Raw genomic sequence first — 21876 nt, 5'->3', positions numbered from 1 at the left:
ATAATACCGGAAAATAATATTTTTGCATTTTATAATGTTATCATAGCAGTAAAGCTACGTCAACGGATTTCTTTTACCGATTTCAAGATGTAGTATCCCTTTTTTCTAGCGACAATTTCTACATTTGAAAACAATTCTTCCATTTTATCCATGGCAGACGGAGCACCTTGTTTCTTCTGAATAACGACCCACAATTCACCATTTTCCTTCAGATAGTCATAACTACTTTCAAGAATCGAATGAACCGTTTCTTTCCCTGCTCTTATCGGCGGGTTCGTTAATACGGCCGCAAATTCCGTTTCAACGACATTCGTATATCGGTCACTTTGATAGATGCTCACGTTTTGAACTTTATTCCCTCTAGCATTTTCTTTCGCTAAAGACAACGCTCTCTCATTTACATCAATCATATGAACGATACGATCATCATTTTCTTTCGCTAAAGACAAACCGATTGGACCATACCCACAACCGACATCCAGTAACGGACCCGTTACGCCAGGCAATTCAAACGTTTCAATCAAAGCTCTTGAACCAAAGTCAACTTCCTTCTTCGAGAAAACACCTTGATCCGTTTTGAAACGGAATGCATGCCCTCTCAACTCGAAGGTAATCGTTTGGGGGTTACTCTCTACATCAGGGTTATGAGAATAATAGTGATTGGTCATTATATCATCTCCATCCATTCTTACAAATCGTCTAGTAATCATCATTCCCAACAGAACTGAAGATAACCGACGATAAACATCCATGTTTATATTCCGTTAGAAGCCAGACAAGAAAAAAGCCCGCCAAATATAGCGAGCTTTTCATCTATACAATCATTACTTAACTTCTACGCCAGCTCCAACTTCTTCAAGTTTAGCTTTAAGTTCTTCAGCTTCCTCTTTAGAAATACCTTCTTTAAGAGCTTTTGGAGTGTTATCAACAACTTCTTTCGCTTCTTTAAGGCCAAGACCTGTGATTTCACGAACAACTTTGATAACTTTGATTTTTTGAGATCCAGCGCTCTCAAGGATTACGTCGAATTCAGTTTTTTCTGCAGCAGCTTCTCCGCCACCAGCAGCTACAGCTACAGGTGCAGCAGCAGTTACTCCGAATTCTTCTTCGATTGCTTTAACTAGATCATTTAATTCAAGAACTGACATTTCTTTAATCGCGTCAATGATTTGCTCTTTACTCATTTTAAATTTCCTCCTTGTAATGTGTGCTTAATTTTTATTTAAACGACTTGCTTTAACTTACGCGCCTTGCTCTTCTTTTTGATCTGCAACGGCTTTTGTTGCCAATGCGAAGTTGCGCATTGGTGCTTGAAGCACGCTGAGTAGCATAGAAAGAAGTCCTTCGCGGCTTGGAAGTTCAGCGATTGCTTTAACATCCTCAACTGAAGTGATTGTTCCTTCGATGACACCCGCTTTGATTTCAAGCGCTTCGTGTTCTTTAGCAAAGCTGTTAAGAATCTTTGCAGGTGCAACTACTTCTTCACTGCTGAACGCGATTGCGTTAGGACCAGTTAGGAATTCGTTTAACCCTTCAAGACCAGCTTCTTCAGCCGCACGACGTACCATAGTGTTTTTGTACACTTTGAAGTCGATGCCAGCTTCACGGAGTTGTTTACGAAGCTCAGTTACTTCGGAAACATCAAGACCGCGGTAATCTACAACGATTGTAGATACGCTGTTTTTTAGCTTGTCAGAGATTTCTCCAACGATATGTTTCTTTTGTTCTAGAATGCTGCTCATCATTACACCTCCTGTAGATTGACTGATGAACATTTATACCGTCATCCAATAAAAAATGCCCTTATATCAAGGTAGACATAAGGGCATTGCAAACACGCTATAAGCGGTTATTTTATCGCAATTACCTCGGCAGGGCATTAAGCTCTTAACGAGCACCTACTGTCTACGGTACAAATGTATTCGTTTTTTAACAACAGAACTAATTATAATCACTAGTCCCTAGTAAGTCAATACCAAATTATGCCTTAACTGCGAAAGATGAAGGATCGACTTTAACGCCAGGTCCCATAGTGGAAGTTACAGAAACGTTTTTCATGTAAGTTCCTTTTGCAGCAGCAGGTTTAACTTTAAGCATTGTTTCATACATTGTAGCAAAGTTTTCAACAAGCTTGTCGTTGTCGAATGAAATCTTTCCAACAGGAACATGAACGTTACCTGATTTGTCAGCACGGTATTCAACTTTACCTGCTTTGATTTCATTAACAGCTTTCGTTACGTCGAATGTAACTGTTCCAGTTTTAGGGTTTGGCATTAAACCTTTAGGTCCTAATACACGACCAAGTTTACCAACTTCACCCATCATGTCCGGAGTTGCTACGATTACGTCGAACTCGAACCAACCTTGGTTGATTTTGTTGATAAGTTCTGCATCACCTACGAAATCAGCGCCAGCAGCTTCTGCTTCTTTTGCTTTATCGCCTTTAGCGAATACAAGGACCTTTTGAGTTTTACCAGTTCCGTGTGGAAGTACAACTGCTCCGCGGATTTGCTGGTCGTTTTTACGAGTATCTACACCTAAGCGGAACGCTACTTCAATCGTTGCGTCAAACTTAGCGAAGTTTGTTTTCTTAACTAGTTCGATTGCTTCTTCAACTGAGTAAGCTGTAGTACGATCTACAAGCTTTTGAGCTTCAAGAAACTTTTTACCTTTTTTTGCCATTTTATATTTCCTCCTATATGTGGTTTTAGCGGAATAACCTCCCACGAAATAAGGTTGCGAGTGAAACGTACATTTCATCATCGCAACCTCGTTCAACAGGACCTTTGACGAAGCAGGGATTAGTCTTCGATGACGATACCCATGCTGCGCGCAGTTCCTTCTACCATGCGCATAGCTGATTCAACACTAGCTGCATTTAAGTCAGGCATTTTTGTTTCAGCAATTTCACGTACTTTGTCGCGTTTAAGTGTTGCCACTTTCTTGCTGTTTGGTTCGCCTGAACCAGACTCGATACCAGCTGCTTTCTTAAGTAAAACTGCAGCGGGTGGAGTTTTTGTGATGAATGTAAATGAACGGTCTTCAAATACCGTAATTTCAACAGGAATGATTAAGCCAGCTTGATCTGCTGTACGAGCATTGAATTCCTTACAGAATCCCATGATGTTAACACCTGCTTGACCTAGTGCAGGACCAACTGGTGGAGCTGGATTAGCTTTACCGGCAGGAATCTGCAATTTAACCATTTTGATAACTTTTTTAGCCACGAGACACACCTCCTTAAGTCCGTGATGTGGTTATTGGGTTTTTCACCCTCCCACTCATGTAAAAAATGTCTTTATCAACATAAAGAACGTCTATTAGTTTCAGTATCTCTTTGTGGAGACGCACTGACTTATGAAATAGTACCATTTTTTCAGAATGATTTCAAGTTCTTTTCCATTATAATTTATCAATTTGGGAGAAATCCAGTTCTACCGGGGTATCTCTGCCAAACATATTAACATGGACTTTCACTTTTGCTTTCGCATTATCGATCTCTTCGATTGAACCAGTGAAGTTCGCAAACGGACCTTCGTTTACTTTTACTGTTTCTCCTAATTCGAAGTCGATCTCTACCTTTTTCTCTGTCATGCCCATTTGCTTCAGAAGATTCGTTACTTCTTCGGGCAGTAACGGAGTAGGCTTTGATCCGGATCCAGATGAACCGACAAATCCGGTAACTCCAGGTGTATTACGTACAACATACCAGGAATCATCCGTCATGACGATTTCAACAATCACGTAACCAGGGAATACTTTCTTCTTAACGACTTTCTTCTTACCGTTCTTAAAATCTGTTTCTTCTTCTTCAGGTACGATCACGCGGAAGATTTTGTCTTGCATCCCCATCGTTTCAACACGTTTCTCAAGGTTTGCTTTAACCTTATTCTCGTATCCTGAATAAGTATGAACTACATACCAATTCTTCTCCATTTAATAGGACTAAACGTCCGTCCCTCCTCGCTATTTAAGAATACTCTTTCGCCTTTTTCTCCAAATGAAAAAACCCGTAAAAAGATAACGGGCTCTAAGGTCATGTACTCTATTAACATTCATTATACCATGCTTTTACGGTATATATACAACTAATTCTATGTTTCTCTTACTTAGAACCAATGATCAATCGCATAAGTTCTGAGATGCCCAGGTCAATGACAGCAAAGAAAAGGGCAACAAATACCACTGTTGTAATAACGGTAATCGTATAGCGTGTTAACTCTTTACGTTTAGGCCAGCTGACCTTTCTCATTTCTGATGCAACATTGCGAAAGAATTTAAACATCCGTTTGTAACCTCCAACTAATATCAATACGCAAGACTTGGTGCTCCACTATTTTGTTTCTTTGTGTAGGGTGTGAGCATTACATGTATTACAGAATTTCTTTAATTCTAATCGAACTGCTTGATTACGATTACCCGGTACACTATAGTTCCTGGAACCACACACCGTACAAGCAAGTATTAATTTAGTAGTCATATATTCCACCTATACTATCCATAGTAAGTCCTATCAAAAATAACACGACCACCAATTTGTGTCAATATGACTTTACATCGTTATTTCGCGAACTTCCAAGTATCGTTCGAGCTTTCTCTTCACTCGCTGCAAGGCATTGTCAATGGATTTTACATGGCGGTTCAGCTCTTCAGAAATCTCCTGATAGGATTGCCCGTCTAAATAAAGAGCCAGGACTTTCCTCTCAAGATCACTTAATAACTGAGCCATCTTGTCTTCCATATTATCGAATTCCTCACGATTGATAATCAGCGCTTCCGGATCCATTACTTTCGCACCTGAAATAACATCTAAGAGCGTTCGGTCTGACTCGTCATCATAAATGGGCTTATCCAATGAAACATACGAATTTAACGGTATATGCTTCTGTCTCGTGGCTGTCTTAATGGCTGTAATGATTTGTCTTGTGATACAAAGCTCTGCAAACGCTTTAAAAGAGGTCAGCTTGTCCTCCTTATAATCACGTATCGCTTTGTATAATCCGATCATACCCTCCTGGACGATATCTTCCTTATCTGCTCCAATTAAGAAATACGAGCGGGCTTTCGCTCTAACAAAATTACGATATTTCCTGATTAAAAAATCTAACGCTTCGCTGTGACCCTGATGGACGGCTTCTATTATCTCTTCATCATCCATGCCTTCTAATCGATTATCAAATGCTTCTGTCCTGGTGATATTGCTCACACACATCCCCCCGCGCAAAACAATAGATAGAAATATTATACATTACAGAAAATTCAATCGTCAACCTCTCATTGTTCCCCGCGGCGCCATTTTTCGAAAATTTCAGCAACTTCATCTGATAATTGGATCTTGGAAGCCGGCCTTTTATCACTTGAATTCCGTACTTTTCTTTCAATTTTTTTTTCGATGACTTTTACTTCCGTCAGAAGCTCCCTTGCTGATTTACGGAGGGCTCCCTGGCCAAAGATCGCCCATTGCTCCGTGAAATCAGAAGTCGCTACATGAATTTGAGTTTTAATATTACTTAACTCAATGGCTAATTTTTCAATTCGTTCGTCCGCTGTTTCATTTTCTTTCGTGAAAATGACTTCTACCTTATAATTTCTATATTTACGGGCAATTCCCTGAACGTAATAAGCATCAAAAACGACAATGACCCGGTAGCCGGTATATCCTTGATATTCTGCCATTAGTTCTACAAGGCGATCTCTCGCTGCGGCCAAATCCTTATGTTTCAACTCATTCAGCTCTGACCAGGCACCGATTATGTTATAGCCGTCTACAAGGAGAATATCCATGTCTCTCTATTCTCCCAACGGGTGGCGTTTACGATAGACCTCATACATTAAAATACTAGCTGCCACCGAAGCGTTTAATGATGTTACATGACCGACCATTGGCAACTGAACAAGGAAATCACATTTATCTCTAAGTATTCGGCTCATCCCTTTACCTTCACTACCGATAATTAAGCCGATAGGCAGCGTACCATCCAATTGGCGAAAATCCTGCTTTCCTTTCGCATCCGTTCCTGCCACCCATACACCACGTTCTTTCAATTCATCAACCGCTCTGGAAAGGTTGGTTACACGTGCAACCGGAATGTGCTCAATGGCACCCGTTGATGCTTTCGCTACCGTTGACGTCAGCCCCACTGCTCTCCTCTTCGGGATGATGATTCCATGGGCACCAGCAGCATCCGCTGTTCTCATGATCGAACCCAGGTTATGAGGATCCTCTAATTCATCCAGGATCAGTATGAATGGATCTTCACCTTTTTGTTCGGCCCTATGAAACAAATCATCGATTTCCGCATACTGATAAGCAGCTACAGAGGCCACGACCCCTTGATGATTTTCCGCTACCATTTGTTCTATCTTCTTCTTCGGGACGTATTGAACCATCACATTCGATTCCTTGGCAAGTCCAACAATTTGCTGGATGGAGCCTTTCTGAGAACCTTCTGCAATCCAAATCTTATTAATATCCCTTCCTGACTTCAATGCTTCCAAAACCGGATTTCTTCCTCCGATAAAATCTTTACTCATTTCTTCTCCTCCTTTCCTGCCTGGGCTTGTTCAAATATAATCTTCAACAGTTCCTCTAATCGCTCTGTACGATTAAGTAAAAACAAATATCCAATAAGCGCCTCAAAAGCAGTGCTGTGTTTATACGTTTGTACATCCGTGTTTTTTGGAGTTGTCCCGGATTTCGCATTCCGGCCGCGCTTGACAATCGAAATCTCTTCTTCCGTTAAGACGTCCTGATCGAACAACGTTCTGAGAATAGCCGCTTGAGCTTTAGCTGACACATACTTAGTCGCTGCTCTGTGCAGCTGATTCGGTTTGATCTTTCCTTTTGTTAAGAGGAGCTGCCGTACATACGTTTCATATACAGCATCCCCCATATAAGCAAGTGCAAGTGCATTGATTTGTTTCGCATCGATTTGTTCATTTATCTCGTGAAGCATTAAGACCCTCTTTTCCAGCGAATGCCTTGAGGAGTATCTTCCAGGATGATATTCATCTCTTTCAACGTGTCACGAATTTCATCTGCTAATCGGAAGTTCCGATCTTTACGTGCCTGAACGCGTTTCTCGATCAGTTCTTCCACTTCCTCGTCCAACAGTTCTGCTTCCTGAAGGCTTAGCCCCAGGACAGAGAAGAAGTCTTCGAATTGGCTTAAGAACGTATCAATTACTTCTGTAGCTGTATTCTTCTCCATCAAATAATAATTGGCTTGCCTGGATAATTCGAATAATACGGAAATTCCGTTGGCTGTGTTAAAATCATCATCCATTTCAGAGATGAACTGCGCTTTTAACTCAGCGATTTTGTCCAGCCATTCCCGGTTGTTATCCGTTAAGTCTGTACTCGATTCCTTACGGTGCTTCAAGTTCTCATAAGCAGTCTTAATTCTATCTAAAGCGGACTCTGCATTTTGAAGAAGCTCTAAATTGTAGTTGATAGGATGACGGTAATGAACAGATAGCATAAAGAAACGAAGGACTTGTGGATCCTGTTCTTTAATGATGTCATGAACCAATACAAAATTCCCAAGTGATTTAGACATTTTCTCATTATCAATATTAATATATCCATTGTGCATCCAGTACTTAGCGAATGGCTTACCTGTAAGTGCTTCTGATTGTGCGATTTCATTCTCGTGATGAGGGAAGGTTAAATCCTGGCCCCCGGCGTGAATATCGATGGTATCCCCCAAGTAGCGCTTTGCCATGGCAGAGCACTCAATATGCCAGCCGGGACGGCCTTCACCCCAAGGACTTTCCCAAGAAATTTCCCCTTCTTTCGCTGCTTTCCATAATACGAAATCAAGAGCATCTTCTTTTTTATCCCCTACATCTATGCGGGCGCCTGCTTTAAGCTCATCGATCGGCTGATGAGAAAGCTTACCGTAGCCATCAAACTTTCTTGTACGATAATAAACGTCGCCTTGTGATTCGTAAGCAAACCCTTTTTCAACAAGAGCAGAGATGAAATCAATGATGGCATCAATATTGTCTGTTACAGTCGGATGAACATCCGCTTTCTTGCACCCAAGTGCTCCGGTATCTTCAAAGTACGCCTGGATAAAGCGCTGGGCAACCGTCGGAACATCCATTCCCAGCTCCTTTGCCGCCCGAATCAATTTATCATCTACATCTGTAAAATTAGATACAAAGTGAACATCAAAGCCTCTGTATTCCAAATAGCGTCTCACCGTATCGAAGACAATGGCCGGGCGTGCATTTCCTATATGAATATAGTTATAAACCGTCGGCCCGCACACATACATTTTGACTTTACCCTCTTCCAGGGGTTTGAATTCCTCTTTTTTTCTTGTCAGTGTGTTATATAAACGAATCGTCAATATGATCGACTCCTTCCTTCGTATTCCCTTAATAATGATTTTACCTCGTTCAATTCCATTTCCAGTTGCTTCATACGATCATTCATCGGATCCGGGAGGTCACAGTGATTCAGATCCTTCTGTATCTTGACGCCATCCTGAATGACGACCTTCCCCGGAATCCCGACGACGGTTGAGTTGGGAGGAACATCTTTCAGCACGACCGATCCAGCCCCTACTTTAGAATTTTCCCCAACTACAATCGATCCTAATACTTTCGCTCCCGTGGCGATAAGGGCATTATCCTGAATCGTAGGATGCCGCTTCCCTTTTTCTTTGCCTGTTCCACCAAGGGTCACCCCTTGAAAGAGCGTAACATTATCTCCGATTTCACACGTTTCACCAATCACGACTCCCATACCATGATCAATGAAGAATCGGCGGCCGATCTTTGCCCCTGGGTGAATCTCAACCCCGGTGAAAAAGCGGCTTACCTGTGAAATAACGCGAGCGATAAAAAAGAATTTCCTTTTGAAAAAAGCATGGGCTATGCGGTGGGCCCATATGGCATGAAGACCCGAATACGTAAGGATGACCTCGAGATAATTCCTCGCAGCCGGATCCTGATCAAACACTACTTCTATATCTTCCCTAAATGACTTAAACATTCGGATCCCCTCTCTCAAAAAAATTGGACAATCAGAAAAGCGTAAGGGCTTCGTCCAGAGGCGACAAGCATAAGGCCAGCCCTCCGGAAAGGCGTTCTTTGCCTTTTTGGTGGGATTGACTTATGACCTCGAGCCTCTAGCCGCTGGAGCTGGATAAAATAAAAGCGCAGGCGGCTTGGTCAGGCCCGACAAGCATAAGATGAATGGGCCGGGATGGCGTTTTTTGCCTTCCTGGACCATTTAGCTTATGACCTCGAGGGCCTAGCTGCCGGAGCTAGATAAAATAAAAGCGCAGGCGGCTTGGTCAGACAATAAAAAAACGCCTCTGTCAATAATCTGACAGAGACGCTTAGGTAGCGCGGTTCCACTCTGATTGAGAAGAAAATATCCTTCTCCAACTCGAATCCTGTTAACGGCAGGAAACCGCCTTTACCTACTATATTTCAGTAACGGGCTCAGAGGTGCATTTCAGAATCGGAGGGGCTTAAACCACTTTCAGCCGGTGATGGTTCTCTCTACTAAGCATCCTTTTCTTACTTCTCCTCATCAACGCGATATCATTTATTGTGATACTCTTACTATATTACATAACATCCAAAATGTTAACCTAAAAGACTTTGCAGACGGTGTTTAACGGTATTTTTCCCTAAAAGCTCAATCGCATTCGGTAATTCAGGACCATGCGTCTGACCTGTTACCGCTACACGGATCGGCATAAACAGCTTCTTCCCTTTATGACCAGTCGACTTTTGCACCGCTTTGATCGACGATTTAATTTCTGCTGCTTCATAATTTTCAAGAGCTTCAATCTCATTCAAGAAAGCCTGAAGTACTTCAGGGACCTGCTCCTCTTCCAACACCGCTTTGGCATCCTCGTCATATTCAAGATCTGTCTTGAAGAACATTTCAGACAGTTCCACGATTTCAGCACCGAAGCTCATTTGCTCCTGGTATAAAGAAATGACGCGACTTGCCCATTCACGCTGCTCGTCAGACATTTTCTCATCCAGTTTACCCGCACTGATTAAGTGAGGAAGGGATAGCTCCACAACTTGACTTAAGTCAAGATTCTTCATGTACTGATTGTTCATCCATGTAAGCTTTTGATTATCAAACAGAGCAGAAGAAGTCGATAGACGCTCAGGGTCAAAGATTTCAATAAACTCTTCTTTAGAAAATAGCTCTTCTTCTCCTTTTGGAGACCAGCCCAGTAACGCAATGAAGTTGAATAAAGCTTCAGGTAAATAACCTAACGCTTCGTATTGCTCGATGAACTGAATGATACTTTCATCACGCTTACTAAGCTTTTTACGGCTTTCATTAACGATTAATGTCATATGTCCATAAACAGGTGCTTCCCATCCAAAAGCTTCAAAAATCATCAATTGCTTTGGTGTATTGGAAATATGATCTTCCCCGCGTAGAACGTGTGAAATCTTCATCAAGTAATCATCTACCGCAACGGCAAAGTTATACGTTGGTGTACCGTCTTTTTTCGCAATGACAAAGTCACCGATGCCATCTGATTCAAATGACACATCTTCTTTCACGATATCATTGAAAGTATATACTTTCCCTGCAGGCACACGGAAACGAATACTCGGTTGACGCCCTTCTGCAGCTAATCTCTCTTGATCTTCTTGTGTCAAGTTGCGGCATTTACCGGAATAGCGGGGCATTTGACCGGATGCTGATTGAGCTTCACGTTCCGCTTCCAGCTCTTCTTCCGTACAGTAGCATTTATACGCTTGACCGCTTTCTAACAGCTCACTTAAATACTGCTCATAAATATGATTACGCTCTGATTGGCGATAGGGGCCATAGTCACCAGGCATATCTACGCTTTCGTCCCAATCAATTCCAAGCCACTGAAGATATTTAAGCTGACTTTCTTCTCCGCCATCAATATTACGTTTCTTATCCGTGTCTTCAATGCGGATGATGAACTTTCCACCTACACTGCGAGCGTATAAGTAATTAAATAAAGCGGTTCTTGCATTCCCAATATGTAAATGACCCGTTGGACTTGGAGCATAACGGACGCGTACTTCTTTTGTCATTTGGTTTCCTCCTCTATGATACCTGCATTAAAGTCTATGACCTATTTTAACACCGTTATGAAAGGGAATAAAGCAGATTTCTCCCCTTACTTCTTTTTGATCAACACGGTTGTCTGCGCTGCGATCCCTTCGCCTCTCCCGGTAAAACCAAGCTGCTCAGAGGTTGTGGCTTTTACATTCACTTGCGTAATATCCGCTTCCAATAACGTTGCAATGCTTTGTCTCATTGCATCAATATAAGGAGCCATCTTCGGTTTCTGCGCAATGATCGTGCAATCGATATTCCCTAATTCATACCCTTGCTCTTTCACAAGAGACCATACATGCTCTAGAAGCTTAGCTGAATCTGCATCCTTGAACTCAGGGTCTGTGTCTGGAAAATGCTTGCCGATATCCCCTGCTGCAACAGCCCCCAAACACGCATCCGCTACAGCATGTAATAGTACATCTGCGTCTGAATGACCTAATAATCCTTTTTCATATGGTATCGTTATGCCCCCCATAATAAGAGGTCTTTCTTCTACTAATTGATGAACATCAAATCCTTGTCCGATCCTAAACATGGTTGTCTCCTCCACTCATTTCCTCTTGCTTCTTCAAAATCGCCTCAGCAAAATATAAGTCCTCAGGTGTTGTCAGTTTAATATTGTCATAATCACTTTCTACGACAGCAACCTCAACATCCATTCGTTCCACTAGAGAAGCATCGTCTGTTCCAAGAAAACCATCTTGCTCCGCTTCCCCGTGCGCTCTTTTCAACAATGAAACACGAAAAGCTTGTGGAGTTTGAACCATCCACAAGCTTGAGCGTTCAATCGTTTCCTCGACTTCCCCATCCAGTACTTTTTTAATCGTATCTTTAACAGGAACAGCAGCAATGGCGGCTCCTGCAAAATGAGTTTTCTCTACTAATTGGTGAATCGTGGATTCTTTAATAAATGGTCTTGCCCCGTCGTGTACAAGAACAATTTCATGATCAACCTCAAGCAATGCATTGTATACACTATGCTGTCGTTCCTCACCGCCATCTACAAGCTTAACGACCTTTGTGATACCAAAACGGTGTAATAAACCTTTGAACTCATCTCGCTCCGATGGATGAATCGCTAAATAGATTCCCTGACAAAGGGAGTCATGCTCAAAGACCCGAAGTGTATGAATAATGACTGGACAGCTATTCAGCTCGAGGAGCAGTTTGTTCTTGCCCGCTTTCATTCGTTTCCCTTGCCCTGCAGCAGGAATGACAACTTCATATTCCATACGATAACTCCTTTAACTCTCTAGTAATACTATTTATTATACCTTACTGAATCAATAGAGTCAGGGCATGATTACTTATAAAGCTTTTTCTAACTGTTTGGGCTTGGCAAAGATCATCCGGCCCGCAGAGGTTTGAAGAACAGATGTTACCAGTACATCGATGTACTTGCCGATATAATTGCGTCCTTCTTCTACAACGATCATCGTACCATCATCGAGATACGCGATCCCTTGGTTATGTTCTTTCCCATCTTTGATGACCTGAACCTTCAATTCTTCTCCAGGCAATACAACCGGCTTAACGGCGTTAGCTAAATCATTGATATTCAATACTTGTACACCTTGAAGATCACACACTTTATTCAAGTTGAAATCATTCGTTACAACGATCCCATTCGTAAGCTTAGCTAATTTCACCAGCTTCGAATCAACTTCCTGAATTTCCTCGAAGTCACCTTCATAAATCTGAACCTCAACAGGAAGCTCCTTTTGAATACGATTCAGGATATCAAGCCCTCGTCGTCCACGGTTTCGTTTCAACACGTCTGAAGAATCCGCAATATGCTGAAGCTCTTCCAGCACGAACTGTGGGATCACGACAATTCCTTCTAAGAATCCAGTTTGACAGATATCTGCGATACGACCATCGATAATCACACTCGTATCCAGTATCTTCAGGGTTTTCACACCCGCTTCATCAGAATCTTCGTCAGTCCCTTTTTTCTTGCCTCTATTTGTAGTACCAAACAGACTGACCAGTTCATCCCTTTTCTTAAAGCCAACTTGAAATCCTAAATATCCAAGAATCAACGTTAATAGAATCGGAACCACTGTGTTGACAATTGGGATCTCCATTTGATTGAAAGGAATCCCAAACAGATATGCAACAAAAAGACCGATAATAAGTCCTAAACTGCCAAATAACAGATCCGTTACTGGAGCTTTTACTAAACTATCTTCAAACCACTTGACGAAATTGACGACATACTCGACTGCCCAAAACGTAAGAATATAAAAAATAATGGCACCAAATATAGCAGTCATATAAGGGTTATTAATTAAAGGAATGTCTGATAAATTTATGACGGTAAATAATTCGGGAAGCAGAAATATCCCCAGTGTTCCCCCGACGATAAGGAAGCACGCTTGAACGATTTTTTTTAACATTCCCTCACCTCCTCCTATTCATTATAAACAATTTGCTATTTTTGAAACGTCATAGCCCTTGAAAATTTTAAATTTAATACTATGGAAACCATTTTGATATACTTATCCCATTTTACTAGCTTCCTTAAGTGAAGGCTAACATGTCTCATAATGACTGTCAATTTTTTGAAAATGCTTCAATTATCCCATATATGGCAAATACAGGACCACATACCTATAACTGTCGATCGGCAAACGTTTGTTCTTTGATCAGTTTTAATCCCTCTTTGATTTTCCGTGCCCTGACCTCTCCTATTCCTTCCACTTCATCCAAATCATCCACTGAAGCACTCACTACATGAGGGAGGGTTTCGAACCTGGTAATAAGGTTTTCGATGATTACAATCGGTAAACGCGGGATCTTATTCAACACGCGATATCCTCTTGGATAGATGGCATCATCGTGATGAACATACCCATGATAGCCTAATAATTTTAATAGGACATTATCCTCTAATACTTCTGAATGGACAAGCTCCTGAAATTTATAGAGTAGTTCGAACGGCTTTATATTTCTTTCCTGGGAATAATCCCTTATAATGAGCATCGCCTCATCTTCAATATCTGCCAATAGCTCATTCATCTGAAGGCGTATCAATCTACCTTCGACACCCAGCTCGCTTAAATAGGTCAATAACTCGTTCTTAATTCTTAATACCATTTCGAATCTGTGAAGAACCTGCAGTAGGTCGCTTTGTGTCACAAGCTCCTCAAACTCCAGCACCGATAAATTAGAAATGCTCTGATCCAGAACCACCTTATACTTCTCCAATGTTTGAATCGCCTGGTTGGCCTTCGTCAAGATGACAGAGATGTCCTTTAATGCATATCGAAAGTTACCTTGATACAGGGTGATGACGTTCCTCCGTTGAGAGATGGCGATGACAAGGGCATTGGTTTGTCTTGCAACCCGTTCAGCCGTACGGTGCCTCATTCCAGTTTCAGTTGAAGGAACGTACACATCGGGAGCCAACTGGGCATTGGCCAAAATAATCTTCGTACCCGCTTCATTCAGGATGATGGCCCCATCCATCTTGGCCAGCTCATATAGATAGCTAGGAGAAAAAGCGCAATTGATATGAAATCCGCCGTCCAGTACAGATTTCACCTTATCATTGTAGCCAACAACAATGAGCCCTCCTGTATTGGCTCTCAGCACATTATCAATACCATCCCTGATCGGGGCACCAGGAGCAACGAATTGTAAAATATCCGACATGGACTTCTCTCTTGCCTTCTTATCTTCCATTTCCTATCCTCCTAAAATAATAGCCAGCGCTTCATTTATATTTGATACTCCTGTGACTTCTATATCAGTAGGCGGATGCCACCCACTTAAGTTATTTTGGGGAATAATCACACGTTTAAAACCTAATTTAGCCGCTTCCTGGACACGTTGCTCAATCCTCGAAACCCTTCTTATTTCACCTGTCAAACCAACTTCTCCAATAATACAATCGTGGGCCCTTGACGCTTTATCACGAAAGCTCGACGCAATACTCGCTGCAACGGCCAAATCAATCGCCGGTTCATCCAGTTTCACTCCACCTGCCACTTTCAGATAGGCATCCTGCTGCTGCAATAGCATTCCTGCCCGCTTCTCCAATACGGCCATGATGAGTGAAACCCGGCTATGATCAATCCCCGTCGCCATTCGTCGTGGGTTGTTGAAGCTTGTTGGAGTGACAAGAGCTTGTATCTCCACTAGAACAGGTCTTGTACCCTCCATGGAAGCAACGACCGTTGAGCCTGCCGCGCCTTGGGAGCGCTCCTCCAGGAATATCTCAGAAGGATTTGCGACTTCCTCCAGACCAAGCTCTTTCATTTCAAAAATCCCCATCTCATTCGTCGATCCAAAGCGGTTCTTCACGGCTCTTAAAATACGATACGAATGATGACGTTCCCCTTCAAAATACAGCACGGTATCAACCATATGCTCCAATAAACGAGGCCCTGCAATCGATCCTTCTTTTGTAACATGCCCTACGATAAAGATGGCGATGCCTTTTGTTTTCCCTATTCTCATTAATTCCGCTGTACATTCCCTTACCTGAGAAACACTGCCTGGAGCAGAGGTCACTTCAGGGTGAAAAATCGTTTGAATCGAATCGATGATGACAAAATCAGGTGAGATCTGTTCAATCGTCTGATGAATCAATTCAAGATTTGTTTCTGCAAATATATATAGATCATCGGATTTCACATGTAATCGATCTGCCCGAAGTTTTGTTTGCTTGATGGATTCTTCACCGGATATATATAAAACCTTCTGCTTTTGATCAGCCAGCTGGGCAGAAACCTGTAGCAATAAAGTAGATTTACCAATGCCCGGATCTCCACCGATCAATACGAGGGATCCCGGAACGACTCCCCCACCCAACACCCGATTCAGCTCTTTCGACTCGGTCAATACTCTTGGTTCTTGCTTTGTTTCGATTGAGATAAGCTTCTCTGCTTTAGTTGGCCCGCTATTTTCAGAATGCATAAACGACCCACGAGGCTTCTTCCCGGTCATCTCAACCTCTTCCACCATCGTGTTCCACTCGTTACATCCCGGACATTTCCCCATCCATTTAGCAGACTCATATCCACATGATGAACATACAAACTTTGTCTTTTTCTTTGCCAATCTATTCTTCTCCTCTTTTACTCTATTTGTACTCTAATCATTCCATGAAAATACCCTTTTGGAATGATTGTATCGGTTTTATGTAATGGTTACAAGAAAAGCGGAGCCGGCTTGCTCAGAGGCGACAAGCATAAGACGAATCAACCGGAAAGGCGCTCTTTGCCTTTTTGGTTGATTTGACTTATGACCTCGAGCCTCTAGCCGGCGGAGCTAGACAACAAGAAAAGCGGAGCCGGCTTGCTTAGGCCCGACAAGCATAAGGCGAGCTCGCTGAAAAGGCGGTCTTTGCCTTTTTGGCGAGATTGACTTATGACCTCGAGGGACTAGCCGGCGGAGCTAGACAATAAGAAAAGCGGAGCCGGCTTGCTTAGAGGCGACAAGAATCCCTCGTAAAGCCATATTATGATAAAAGAGGTACACGAAAAACATATACGTGTACCTCCTTTTCTAGCGATTGTATTAAGTAGGAGTATTTGCTGCTTCTTCTTCTTTTACCTTCACAACAAACTCACTATCTTCTACATCGATCAATATATTCTGTCCTGTCAGCACCTTGCCTCTTAACAGCTCTTCTGACAGTTTATCCTCTACATGCTTCTGAATGGCACGACGCAGTGGCCGCGCACCGTATTCAGGATCGAATCCTTCATCTGCTATTTTTTCTTTAGCAGCAGCTGAAAGCTCTAAATGAATATCCTGCTCTTTCAAGCGAGTTGTCAATTGGTTGGACATCAAGGTCACAATCTCTTTTAAGTGATCTTTTTCAAGGGAATGGAACACAATGATTTCATCGATACGGTTAAGGAACTCTGGTCGGAAAGCTCGTTTCAGCTCCTCCATTACCTTGCCTTTCATATCCTTATAATCCTGTTTTCCATCTTGAATATTGAACCCCACATATTTATTGCTCTTAAGGGACTGGGCACCAACGTTAGATGTCATAATTAACACTGTGTTTCTAAAGTCTACCGTTCTTCCTTTAGAATCCGTCAAACGCCCGTCTTCCAACACTTGCAGAAGGATGTTAAATACATCAGGGTGTGCTTTTTCAATTTCATCCAATAGAACGACGGAATATGGTTTGCGGCGAACTTTCTCCGTTAACTGGCCACCTTCTTCATATCCTACATACCCTGGAGGAGAACCTACTAAACGGGAAGTCGAATGTTTCTCCATGTACTCCGACATATCAATACGGATCATGGCATCCTCGTCACCGAACATGGATTCCGCCAGCGCACGGGCAAGTTCTGTTTTCCCTACACCAGTCGGACCTAAGAAGATGAAGGAACCGATTGGGCGCTTCGGATCTTTCAGGCCGGCTCTTGCTCGACGGACGGCTTTTGATACTGCTACGACTGCTTCGGATTGACCGATGACTCTGGAATGTAGGATCTCTTCCAGCTTTAGTAATCGATCCGTCTCAGTCTGAGCAAGCTTCGATACCGGTACTCCCGTCCAGTTCGATACAACTTTCGCAATATCTTCAACGGTCACTTCTGTATTTTCCTGGCCTTGCTTTTCTTTCCATGTGTTCTTCGTTTCTTCCAGCTCTTCACGAAGTTTCTGCTCTGAATCTCTTAGAGAAGCTGCCTTTTCAAACTCTTGGCTTTGAACCGCTGCATCCTTCTCTTTGCGGATTTCTTCCAGCTTGGCTTCAAGCTCTTTCAAGTTTGGCGGCGTTGTATAAGAACGTAAGCGCACTTTAGAGCCAGCTTCATCAATTAAATCGATCGCCTTATCCGGTAAGAAGCGGTCTGAGATATAGCGATCAGAAAATTTCACTGCCGCATCAATCGCTTCATCTGTAATCGACACGCGGTGATGGGCTTCATAACGATCACGTAAACCTTTAAGAATCTGAATGGACTCTTCTGCCGTTGGTTCATTGACTTGGATTGGTTGGAAACGGCGCTCTAACGCAGCATCCTTTTCAATATATTTTCGGTACTCATCTAATGTCGTTGCACCGATACACTGTAATTCACCGCGAGCAAGAGATGGTTTTAAGATGTTTGAGGCATCAATGGCACCTTCAGCCCCACCTGCTCCAATTAATGTATGAAGTTCATCGATAAACAGGATGATGTTACCTGCTTGACGGATTTCATCCATTACTTTCTTTAATCGATCCTCGAACTCACCACGATATTTCGTACCGGCTACCACTGTACCCATATCCAGTGTCATCACTCGTTTGTCCCGGAGAATTTCAGGAACTTCATTGGCAATGATCTGCTGGGCAAGACCCTCTGCAATCGCGGTCTTACCTACACCAGGCTCACCAATCAGAACCGGGTTATTCTTCGTACGTCGACTTAGCACTTCAATGACACGCTGAATTTCTTTGCTTCGTCCGATCACCGGATCTAAGCTGCCTTCACGGGCAATCGCCGTCAAGTCACGGGCTAAGCCATCAAGGGTAGGCGTATTGGCATTTGCATTGCCCCCGCCCTGGTGGTTACTTGAATCATTGCTGCCAAGTAACTGCAATACCTGCTGTCTTGCTTTATTTAAGCTGACTCCAAGATTACCAAGCACACGAGCGGCTACTCCTTCACCTTCACGAATCAACCCTAGTAAAATATGTTCCGTTCCTACATATGAGTGACCCAGTTTACGAGCCTCATCCATAGAAAGCTCAATCACTTTCTTCGCTCGGGGTGTATAATGGATCGTTTGAGATTTCTCGGTACCTTTTCCGATTAATCCTTCCACTTCTTTCTGAATCTTTTCAGGGCTCAGTCCCAACGCCGTAAGTGCTTTAGCGGCAATCCCTTCACCTTCGCGGACAAGTCCCAATAAAATATGTTCAGTACCAATATTACTGTGCGCCAGACGAATAGCTTCTTCTTGAGCTAATGCCAATACCTTTTGTGCTCTTTCTGTAAATCGACCAAACATCATATTATTTTTCCTCCTCACATGTATCCTTATCTAACTTAATTCGCTCCCGAATCAAAGAAGACCTTCTTATATCTCTTTCATTTGGTCTCAATGGACCTCCAGAATATTGTTGTAAAAATCCAGGTTGGGTTAAAATCATTAGTTCATTCAATATATTCTTAGATATAACTTTGATGTATCCTAAATCAATTCCAAGTCTGACATCCGATAAACACTTCGCTGCTTCCTTGGACTCAATAATTCTACTATGCTCCAACACGCCAAGTGAACGAAAGATCCTATCTTCTAATTGTATGTTAGACGTTTTAACTAATGCGTCCCGCGCCGAGTGTTCTTTATCAATGATCTGCTTCACGACGCTCAATAAATCTTCCACGATATCTTCTTCAGATTTACCAAGTGTCGTTTGATTCGAAATCTGAAAAATGTTCCCTAACGCTTCGCTGCCTTCTCCATAAATCCCTCTAACCACCAGACCTAATTGGTTAATGGCAGGAATGATCCGATTTAATTGCTGGGTCAGAACCAGACCAGGCAAGTGCATCATCACGGAAGCTCGAAGCCCGGTCCCCACATTAGTGGGGCAAGTCGTTAAATATCCATGTTTCTCATCAAAAGCAAAATCAAATTCACTCTCAAACCAATCATCGATCTGATTCGCTCTCTGTAAAGCTTCCTTCAATTGCAATCCTGGATATAAACACTGTATTCGAATGTGGTCCTCTTCGTTTACCATTATGCTAATATCTTCTTCATTGGATAGAAGGACAGCTCCATGATTCGTGTCCTCCGCTAAGTTAGGACTAATAAGGTGTTTCTCCATCAATACCCTCTTTTGGAGAGGCTGAATCTCACTTGTAGGTAAAAATTCTAATTCTCCTAAATTCTTTGGGTATAAAGAGAGCTTATCCTTGACGCGATCCACGATCTCTTTAGCTTCTTCAGAAGAATATAAAGTAGAAAAACGAAAGTCCGTCATGTTTCTTGCGAGCCGGACCCGCGAACTAAGGACAATATCTGAATTCGGTCCTTCTTCATTCATCCAGGAGCTAACAGCATTTTGTAAAAACTTCTCCAGACTCATCCTTTATCTCCCCCCTCTTTATGAACATCTTTCTCCAGGGAGCGAATTTCGTCTCGTATCTCTGCTGCTTTTTCGAACTCTTCATCTGCAATCATCGTTTGCAGATCCGATTTCAACTGCTGAATCTTCTTCTTGATGTGAATGGCTCCACCCATGCGTTCCGGAACCTTCCCGTGGTGCTCAACATTCCCACTATGAACGCGCTTTAAAAGAGGAGTAAGTTCATCTTTAAACGTTTCATAACAATGGGCACAGCCGAAGCGTCCTACATTAATGAATTGCTGAAAAGTCATTTTACACTTTTCACACTGTAAAACCTCTGTCTTAGGAATTTCCGTTTCTTTTGCCTGCTTAAATGCAGGGGCTATATTAAGAAGACCTGCCAATAGATTGTTCACAGAGAACCCTGAAGAAGAATCAAACATAAACATTTCACCCTTATCCTGAGCGCATTGTTCACATAAATGAACCTCTGTCTTTTCCCCATTTATCACCTTGGTAAAATGAAGGGTTGCAGGTCTTTCATTACACTCTTGACAAACCATCCTACTCACCTCTCAAAACTTACTCATATTTCAATGTATCCAACATGGCCCTGAGCATTCTTCCCCTCAATACATCCCGTTCAGGTAAATCTACCATGATCACCGAACGGTCCATTACGCTCAGCATAATCTTCGCTTCCCTCTCAGAAATAATATCCTCTTCCACTAATCGAAACACAATATCAGCCGCCGTATTCTGACTGATGGTTTGTGTTATTAAAGCTACTAGCTGGTCAATAAGATGAACTTGATCGTGGGCCTTAACCTTCATGATTCGGATGTAACCCCCGCCACCTCGTTTACTTTCTACTACATACCCTCGTTCTATCGTGAACCGGGTATTGATCACATAATTAATTTGAGAAGGAACACATTGAAACTTATCAGCAATCTCGCTTCTTTTAATCTCGACTATCTCACTTTCGCTCAGTTCTAAAACATTCTTTAAATAACGTTCAATGATGTCGGATATGTTCCTCATCAAACCTCCTCCTCATTTTGACTTTGACTATATTTGACTATAATTATACAACCGTGTTTTAAACTTTGCAATTATGAAGTATGACCTTAGAAGTTTTCCTGTTTTAGGAAGGTTTTAAACGTGGGAATGTGAGATTGTTGGATAGAAATAAGGAATTGGGGCATTGGGAGTGCGGTGTTTTGTTTAGGAAGTGCTGTGGTATGGGATGGGAGTTGATTATAGGGATGGAGGAAGAGTAGAAATTAATTAATTAGGATTAAGATGGATTCTCTCAGAAAGGTTGTGGCTAATTGGGGGATTAGATAAGGAAAGTGCTTTATTTTGTATCAAAGCTGGGAGTTTTCAATGGTGAACTAAATGTTAATAGTCGAGGATTCGTGGTAATTGCGTGGTTTTTTATTTTTATGCGTCGTTTTCGGCTGTTATTGCGTCATTATTTTATTATATGCGTCATTTCCGGCTATTTTTGAGTCATTTTTTTCGTTTTATGCGTCATTTTCCAATTATCAACTAGCCTCTCGTAGGATTACCAACTAATTAAATTATCTTTTCCAAAGCTTAGATGTATAGAGGATTGATGTTCAATCCACAATCACATAAATTCAAACCAAAAAAAAAGCAGCCCCTAAGAGCTACTCTTTCTTCACATTTGCCTGGCGACGTCCTACTCTCACAGGGGGAGATCCCCCAACTACCATCGG

The 21876-nt window shown here is 42.2% G+C and carries 24 protein-coding genes and 2 other annotated features; all 24 genes read right to left on the bottom strand.

Annotation, left to right across the window (positions count from 1 at the left end):
• Positions 1 to 59: 59 nt before the first annotated feature.
• The 24 genes from RSX31_RS22115 to RSX31_RS22000 all read right to left on the bottom strand — a co-directional run bounded on the left by RSX31_RS22115 (position 60) and on the right by RSX31_RS22000 (position 21175).
• Positions 60 to 668: a class I SAM-dependent methyltransferase gene (locus RSX31_RS22115; protein ID WP_148996569.1), complete on the bottom strand. Its 609-nt coding sequence runs from the start codon at positions 666 to 668 to the stop codon at positions 60 to 62.
• A gap of 156 nt (positions 669 to 824) precedes the next feature.
• On the bottom strand, positions 825 to 1184 hold the full coding sequence (gene rplL, locus RSX31_RS22110; protein ID WP_148971233.1) for a 50S ribosomal protein L7/L12: 360 nt from the start codon (positions 1182 to 1184) through the stop codon (positions 825 to 827).
• 57 nt (positions 1185 to 1241) lie between these two features.
• The gene (gene rplJ, locus RSX31_RS22105) at positions 1242 to 1742 is read right to left on the bottom strand and encodes a 50S ribosomal protein L10 (RefSeq protein WP_148971232.1); all 501 of its coding nucleotides are present in this window, start codon (positions 1740 to 1742) and stop codon (positions 1242 to 1244) included.
• Positions 1743 to 1784: 42 nt separating this feature from the next.
• Positions 1785 to 1929, bottom strand: a sequence feature (ribosomal protein L10 leader region).
• A 51-nt stretch (positions 1930 to 1980) separates the two neighbouring features.
• On the bottom strand, positions 1981 to 2727 hold the full coding sequence (gene rplA / locus RSX31_RS22100; RefSeq protein WP_282139298.1) for a 50S ribosomal protein L1: 747 nt from the start codon (positions 2725 to 2727) through the stop codon (positions 1981 to 1983).
• Between the two features lie 74 nt (positions 2728 to 2801).
• Positions 2802 to 3227 (bottom strand): 50S ribosomal protein L11, encoded by a 426-nt coding sequence (gene rplK, locus RSX31_RS22095; protein WP_032085258.1) that lies wholly within the window; start codon positions 3225 to 3227, stop codon positions 2802 to 2804.
• Positions 3228 to 3402: 175 nt separating this feature from the next.
• Positions 3403 to 3936: a transcription termination/antitermination protein NusG gene (gene nusG / locus RSX31_RS22090; protein ID WP_098353402.1), complete on the bottom strand. Its 534-nt coding sequence runs from the start codon at positions 3934 to 3936 to the stop codon at positions 3403 to 3405.
• Between the two features lie 169 nt (positions 3937 to 4105).
• Positions 4106 to 4285: a preprotein translocase subunit SecE gene (gene secE / locus RSX31_RS22085; RefSeq protein ID WP_044340513.1), complete on the bottom strand. Its 180-nt coding sequence runs from the start codon at positions 4283 to 4285 to the stop codon at positions 4106 to 4108.
• Positions 4286 to 4333: 48 nt separating this feature from the next.
• A complete protein-coding gene (gene rpmG, locus RSX31_RS22080) occupies positions 4334 to 4480 on the bottom strand; it encodes a 50S ribosomal protein L33 (protein ID WP_079534455.1) in 147 nt (48 codons plus the stop codon).
• A 72-nt stretch (positions 4481 to 4552) separates the two neighbouring features.
• Positions 4553 to 5197 carry an RNA polymerase sporulation sigma factor SigH gene (sigH, locus tag RSX31_RS22075; RefSeq protein WP_374056919.1) on the bottom strand — a complete coding sequence of 215 codons (645 nt, stop codon included), beginning with the start codon at positions 5195 to 5197 and terminating at the stop codon, positions 4553 to 4555.
• Positions 5198 to 5274: 77 nt separating this feature from the next.
• Complete coding sequence (locus RSX31_RS22070) at positions 5275 to 5784, bottom strand: NYN domain-containing protein (RefSeq protein ID WP_148971230.1); 510 nt, start codon at positions 5782 to 5784, stop codon at positions 5275 to 5277.
• Between the two features lie 6 nt (positions 5785 to 5790).
• Positions 5791 to 6534, bottom strand: a complete 744-nt coding sequence (gene rlmB, locus RSX31_RS22065; protein ID WP_148996555.1) for a 23S rRNA (guanosine(2251)-2'-O)-methyltransferase RlmB — start codon at positions 6532 to 6534, stop codon at positions 5791 to 5793.
• Positions 6531 to 6956: a Mini-ribonuclease 3 gene (locus RSX31_RS22060; protein WP_148996554.1), complete on the bottom strand. Its 426-nt coding sequence runs from the start codon at positions 6954 to 6956 to the stop codon at positions 6531 to 6533. The genes rlmB and RSX31_RS22060 overlap by 4 nt, the downstream gene beginning before the upstream one ends.
• Positions 6956 to 8356, bottom strand: coding sequence for a cysteine--tRNA ligase (gene cysS / locus RSX31_RS22055; RefSeq protein WP_315636036.1), 1401 nt, complete (start codon positions 8354 to 8356; stop codon positions 6956 to 6958). The genes RSX31_RS22060 and cysS overlap by 1 nt, the downstream gene beginning before the upstream one ends.
• Positions 8353 to 9003 (bottom strand): serine O-acetyltransferase, encoded by a 651-nt coding sequence (gene cysE / locus RSX31_RS22050; protein WP_148971226.1) that lies wholly within the window; start codon positions 9001 to 9003, stop codon positions 8353 to 8355. The genes cysS and cysE overlap by 4 nt, the downstream gene beginning before the upstream one ends.
• A 338-nt stretch (positions 9004 to 9341) precedes the next feature.
• Positions 9342 to 9562, bottom strand: a binding site (T-box leader).
• 43 nt (positions 9563 to 9605) lie between these two features.
• Positions 9606 to 11063 carry a glutamate--tRNA ligase gene (gltX, locus tag RSX31_RS22045; protein WP_315636035.1) on the bottom strand — a complete coding sequence of 486 codons (1458 nt, stop codon included), beginning with the start codon at positions 11061 to 11063 and terminating at the stop codon, positions 9606 to 9608.
• A gap of 86 nt (positions 11064 to 11149) precedes the next feature.
• Positions 11150 to 11626 carry a 2-C-methyl-D-erythritol 2,4-cyclodiphosphate synthase gene (gene ispF / locus RSX31_RS22040; RefSeq protein ID WP_315636034.1) on the bottom strand — a complete coding sequence of 159 codons (477 nt, stop codon included), beginning with the start codon at positions 11624 to 11626 and terminating at the stop codon, positions 11150 to 11152.
• Positions 11619 to 12323 (bottom strand): 2-C-methyl-D-erythritol 4-phosphate cytidylyltransferase, encoded by a 705-nt coding sequence (ispD, locus tag RSX31_RS22035; protein ID WP_148996550.1) that lies wholly within the window; start codon positions 12321 to 12323, stop codon positions 11619 to 11621. Before ispD ends, ispF begins: the two co-directional genes overlap by 8 nt.
• A gap of 75 nt (positions 12324 to 12398) precedes the next feature.
• Entirely contained in the window at positions 12399 to 13490 is a 1092-nt protein-coding gene (locus RSX31_RS22030; protein WP_148971222.1) for a PIN/TRAM domain-containing protein, read from the bottom strand.
• A gap of 214 nt (positions 13491 to 13704) precedes the next feature.
• Positions 13705 to 14778, bottom strand: a complete 1074-nt coding sequence (gene disA, locus RSX31_RS22025) for a DNA integrity scanning diadenylate cyclase DisA (protein WP_113970866.1) — start codon at positions 14776 to 14778, stop codon at positions 13705 to 13707.
• A 3-nt stretch (positions 14779 to 14781) separates the two neighbouring features.
• The gene (gene radA, locus RSX31_RS22020) at positions 14782 to 16158 is read right to left on the bottom strand and encodes a DNA repair protein RadA (protein ID WP_148971221.1); all 1377 of its coding nucleotides are present in this window, start codon (positions 16156 to 16158) and stop codon (positions 14782 to 14784) included.
• Positions 16159 to 16617: 459 nt separating this feature from the next.
• Positions 16618 to 19065: an ATP-dependent protease ATP-binding subunit ClpC gene (gene clpC / locus RSX31_RS22015; protein ID WP_315636033.1), complete on the bottom strand. Its 2448-nt coding sequence runs from the start codon at positions 19063 to 19065 to the stop codon at positions 16618 to 16620.
• A gap of 1 nt (position 19066) precedes the next feature.
• A complete protein-coding gene (locus RSX31_RS22010) occupies positions 19067 to 20149 on the bottom strand; it encodes a protein arginine kinase (protein ID WP_148971219.1) in 1083 nt (360 codons plus the stop codon).
• Positions 20146 to 20694 carry a UvrB/UvrC motif-containing protein gene (locus tag RSX31_RS22005; protein WP_148996548.1) on the bottom strand — a complete coding sequence of 183 codons (549 nt, stop codon included), beginning with the start codon at positions 20692 to 20694 and terminating at the stop codon, positions 20146 to 20148. The genes RSX31_RS22010 and RSX31_RS22005 overlap by 4 nt, the downstream gene beginning before the upstream one ends.
• Before the next feature lie 19 nt (positions 20695 to 20713).
• Positions 20714 to 21175, bottom strand: coding sequence for a CtsR family transcriptional regulator (locus tag RSX31_RS22000; protein ID WP_148971217.1), 462 nt, complete (start codon positions 21173 to 21175; stop codon positions 20714 to 20716).
• Positions 21176 to 21876: the final 701 nt, after the last annotated feature.

Origin of the sequence: Rossellomorea yichunensis, from assembly GCF_032337515.1 — a bacterium.
Taxonomy (GTDB): domain Bacteria; phylum Bacillota; class Bacilli; order Bacillales; family Bacillaceae_B; genus Rossellomorea; species Rossellomorea yichunensis.
This window is presented reverse-complemented; position numbering and strand designations above follow the sequence as displayed.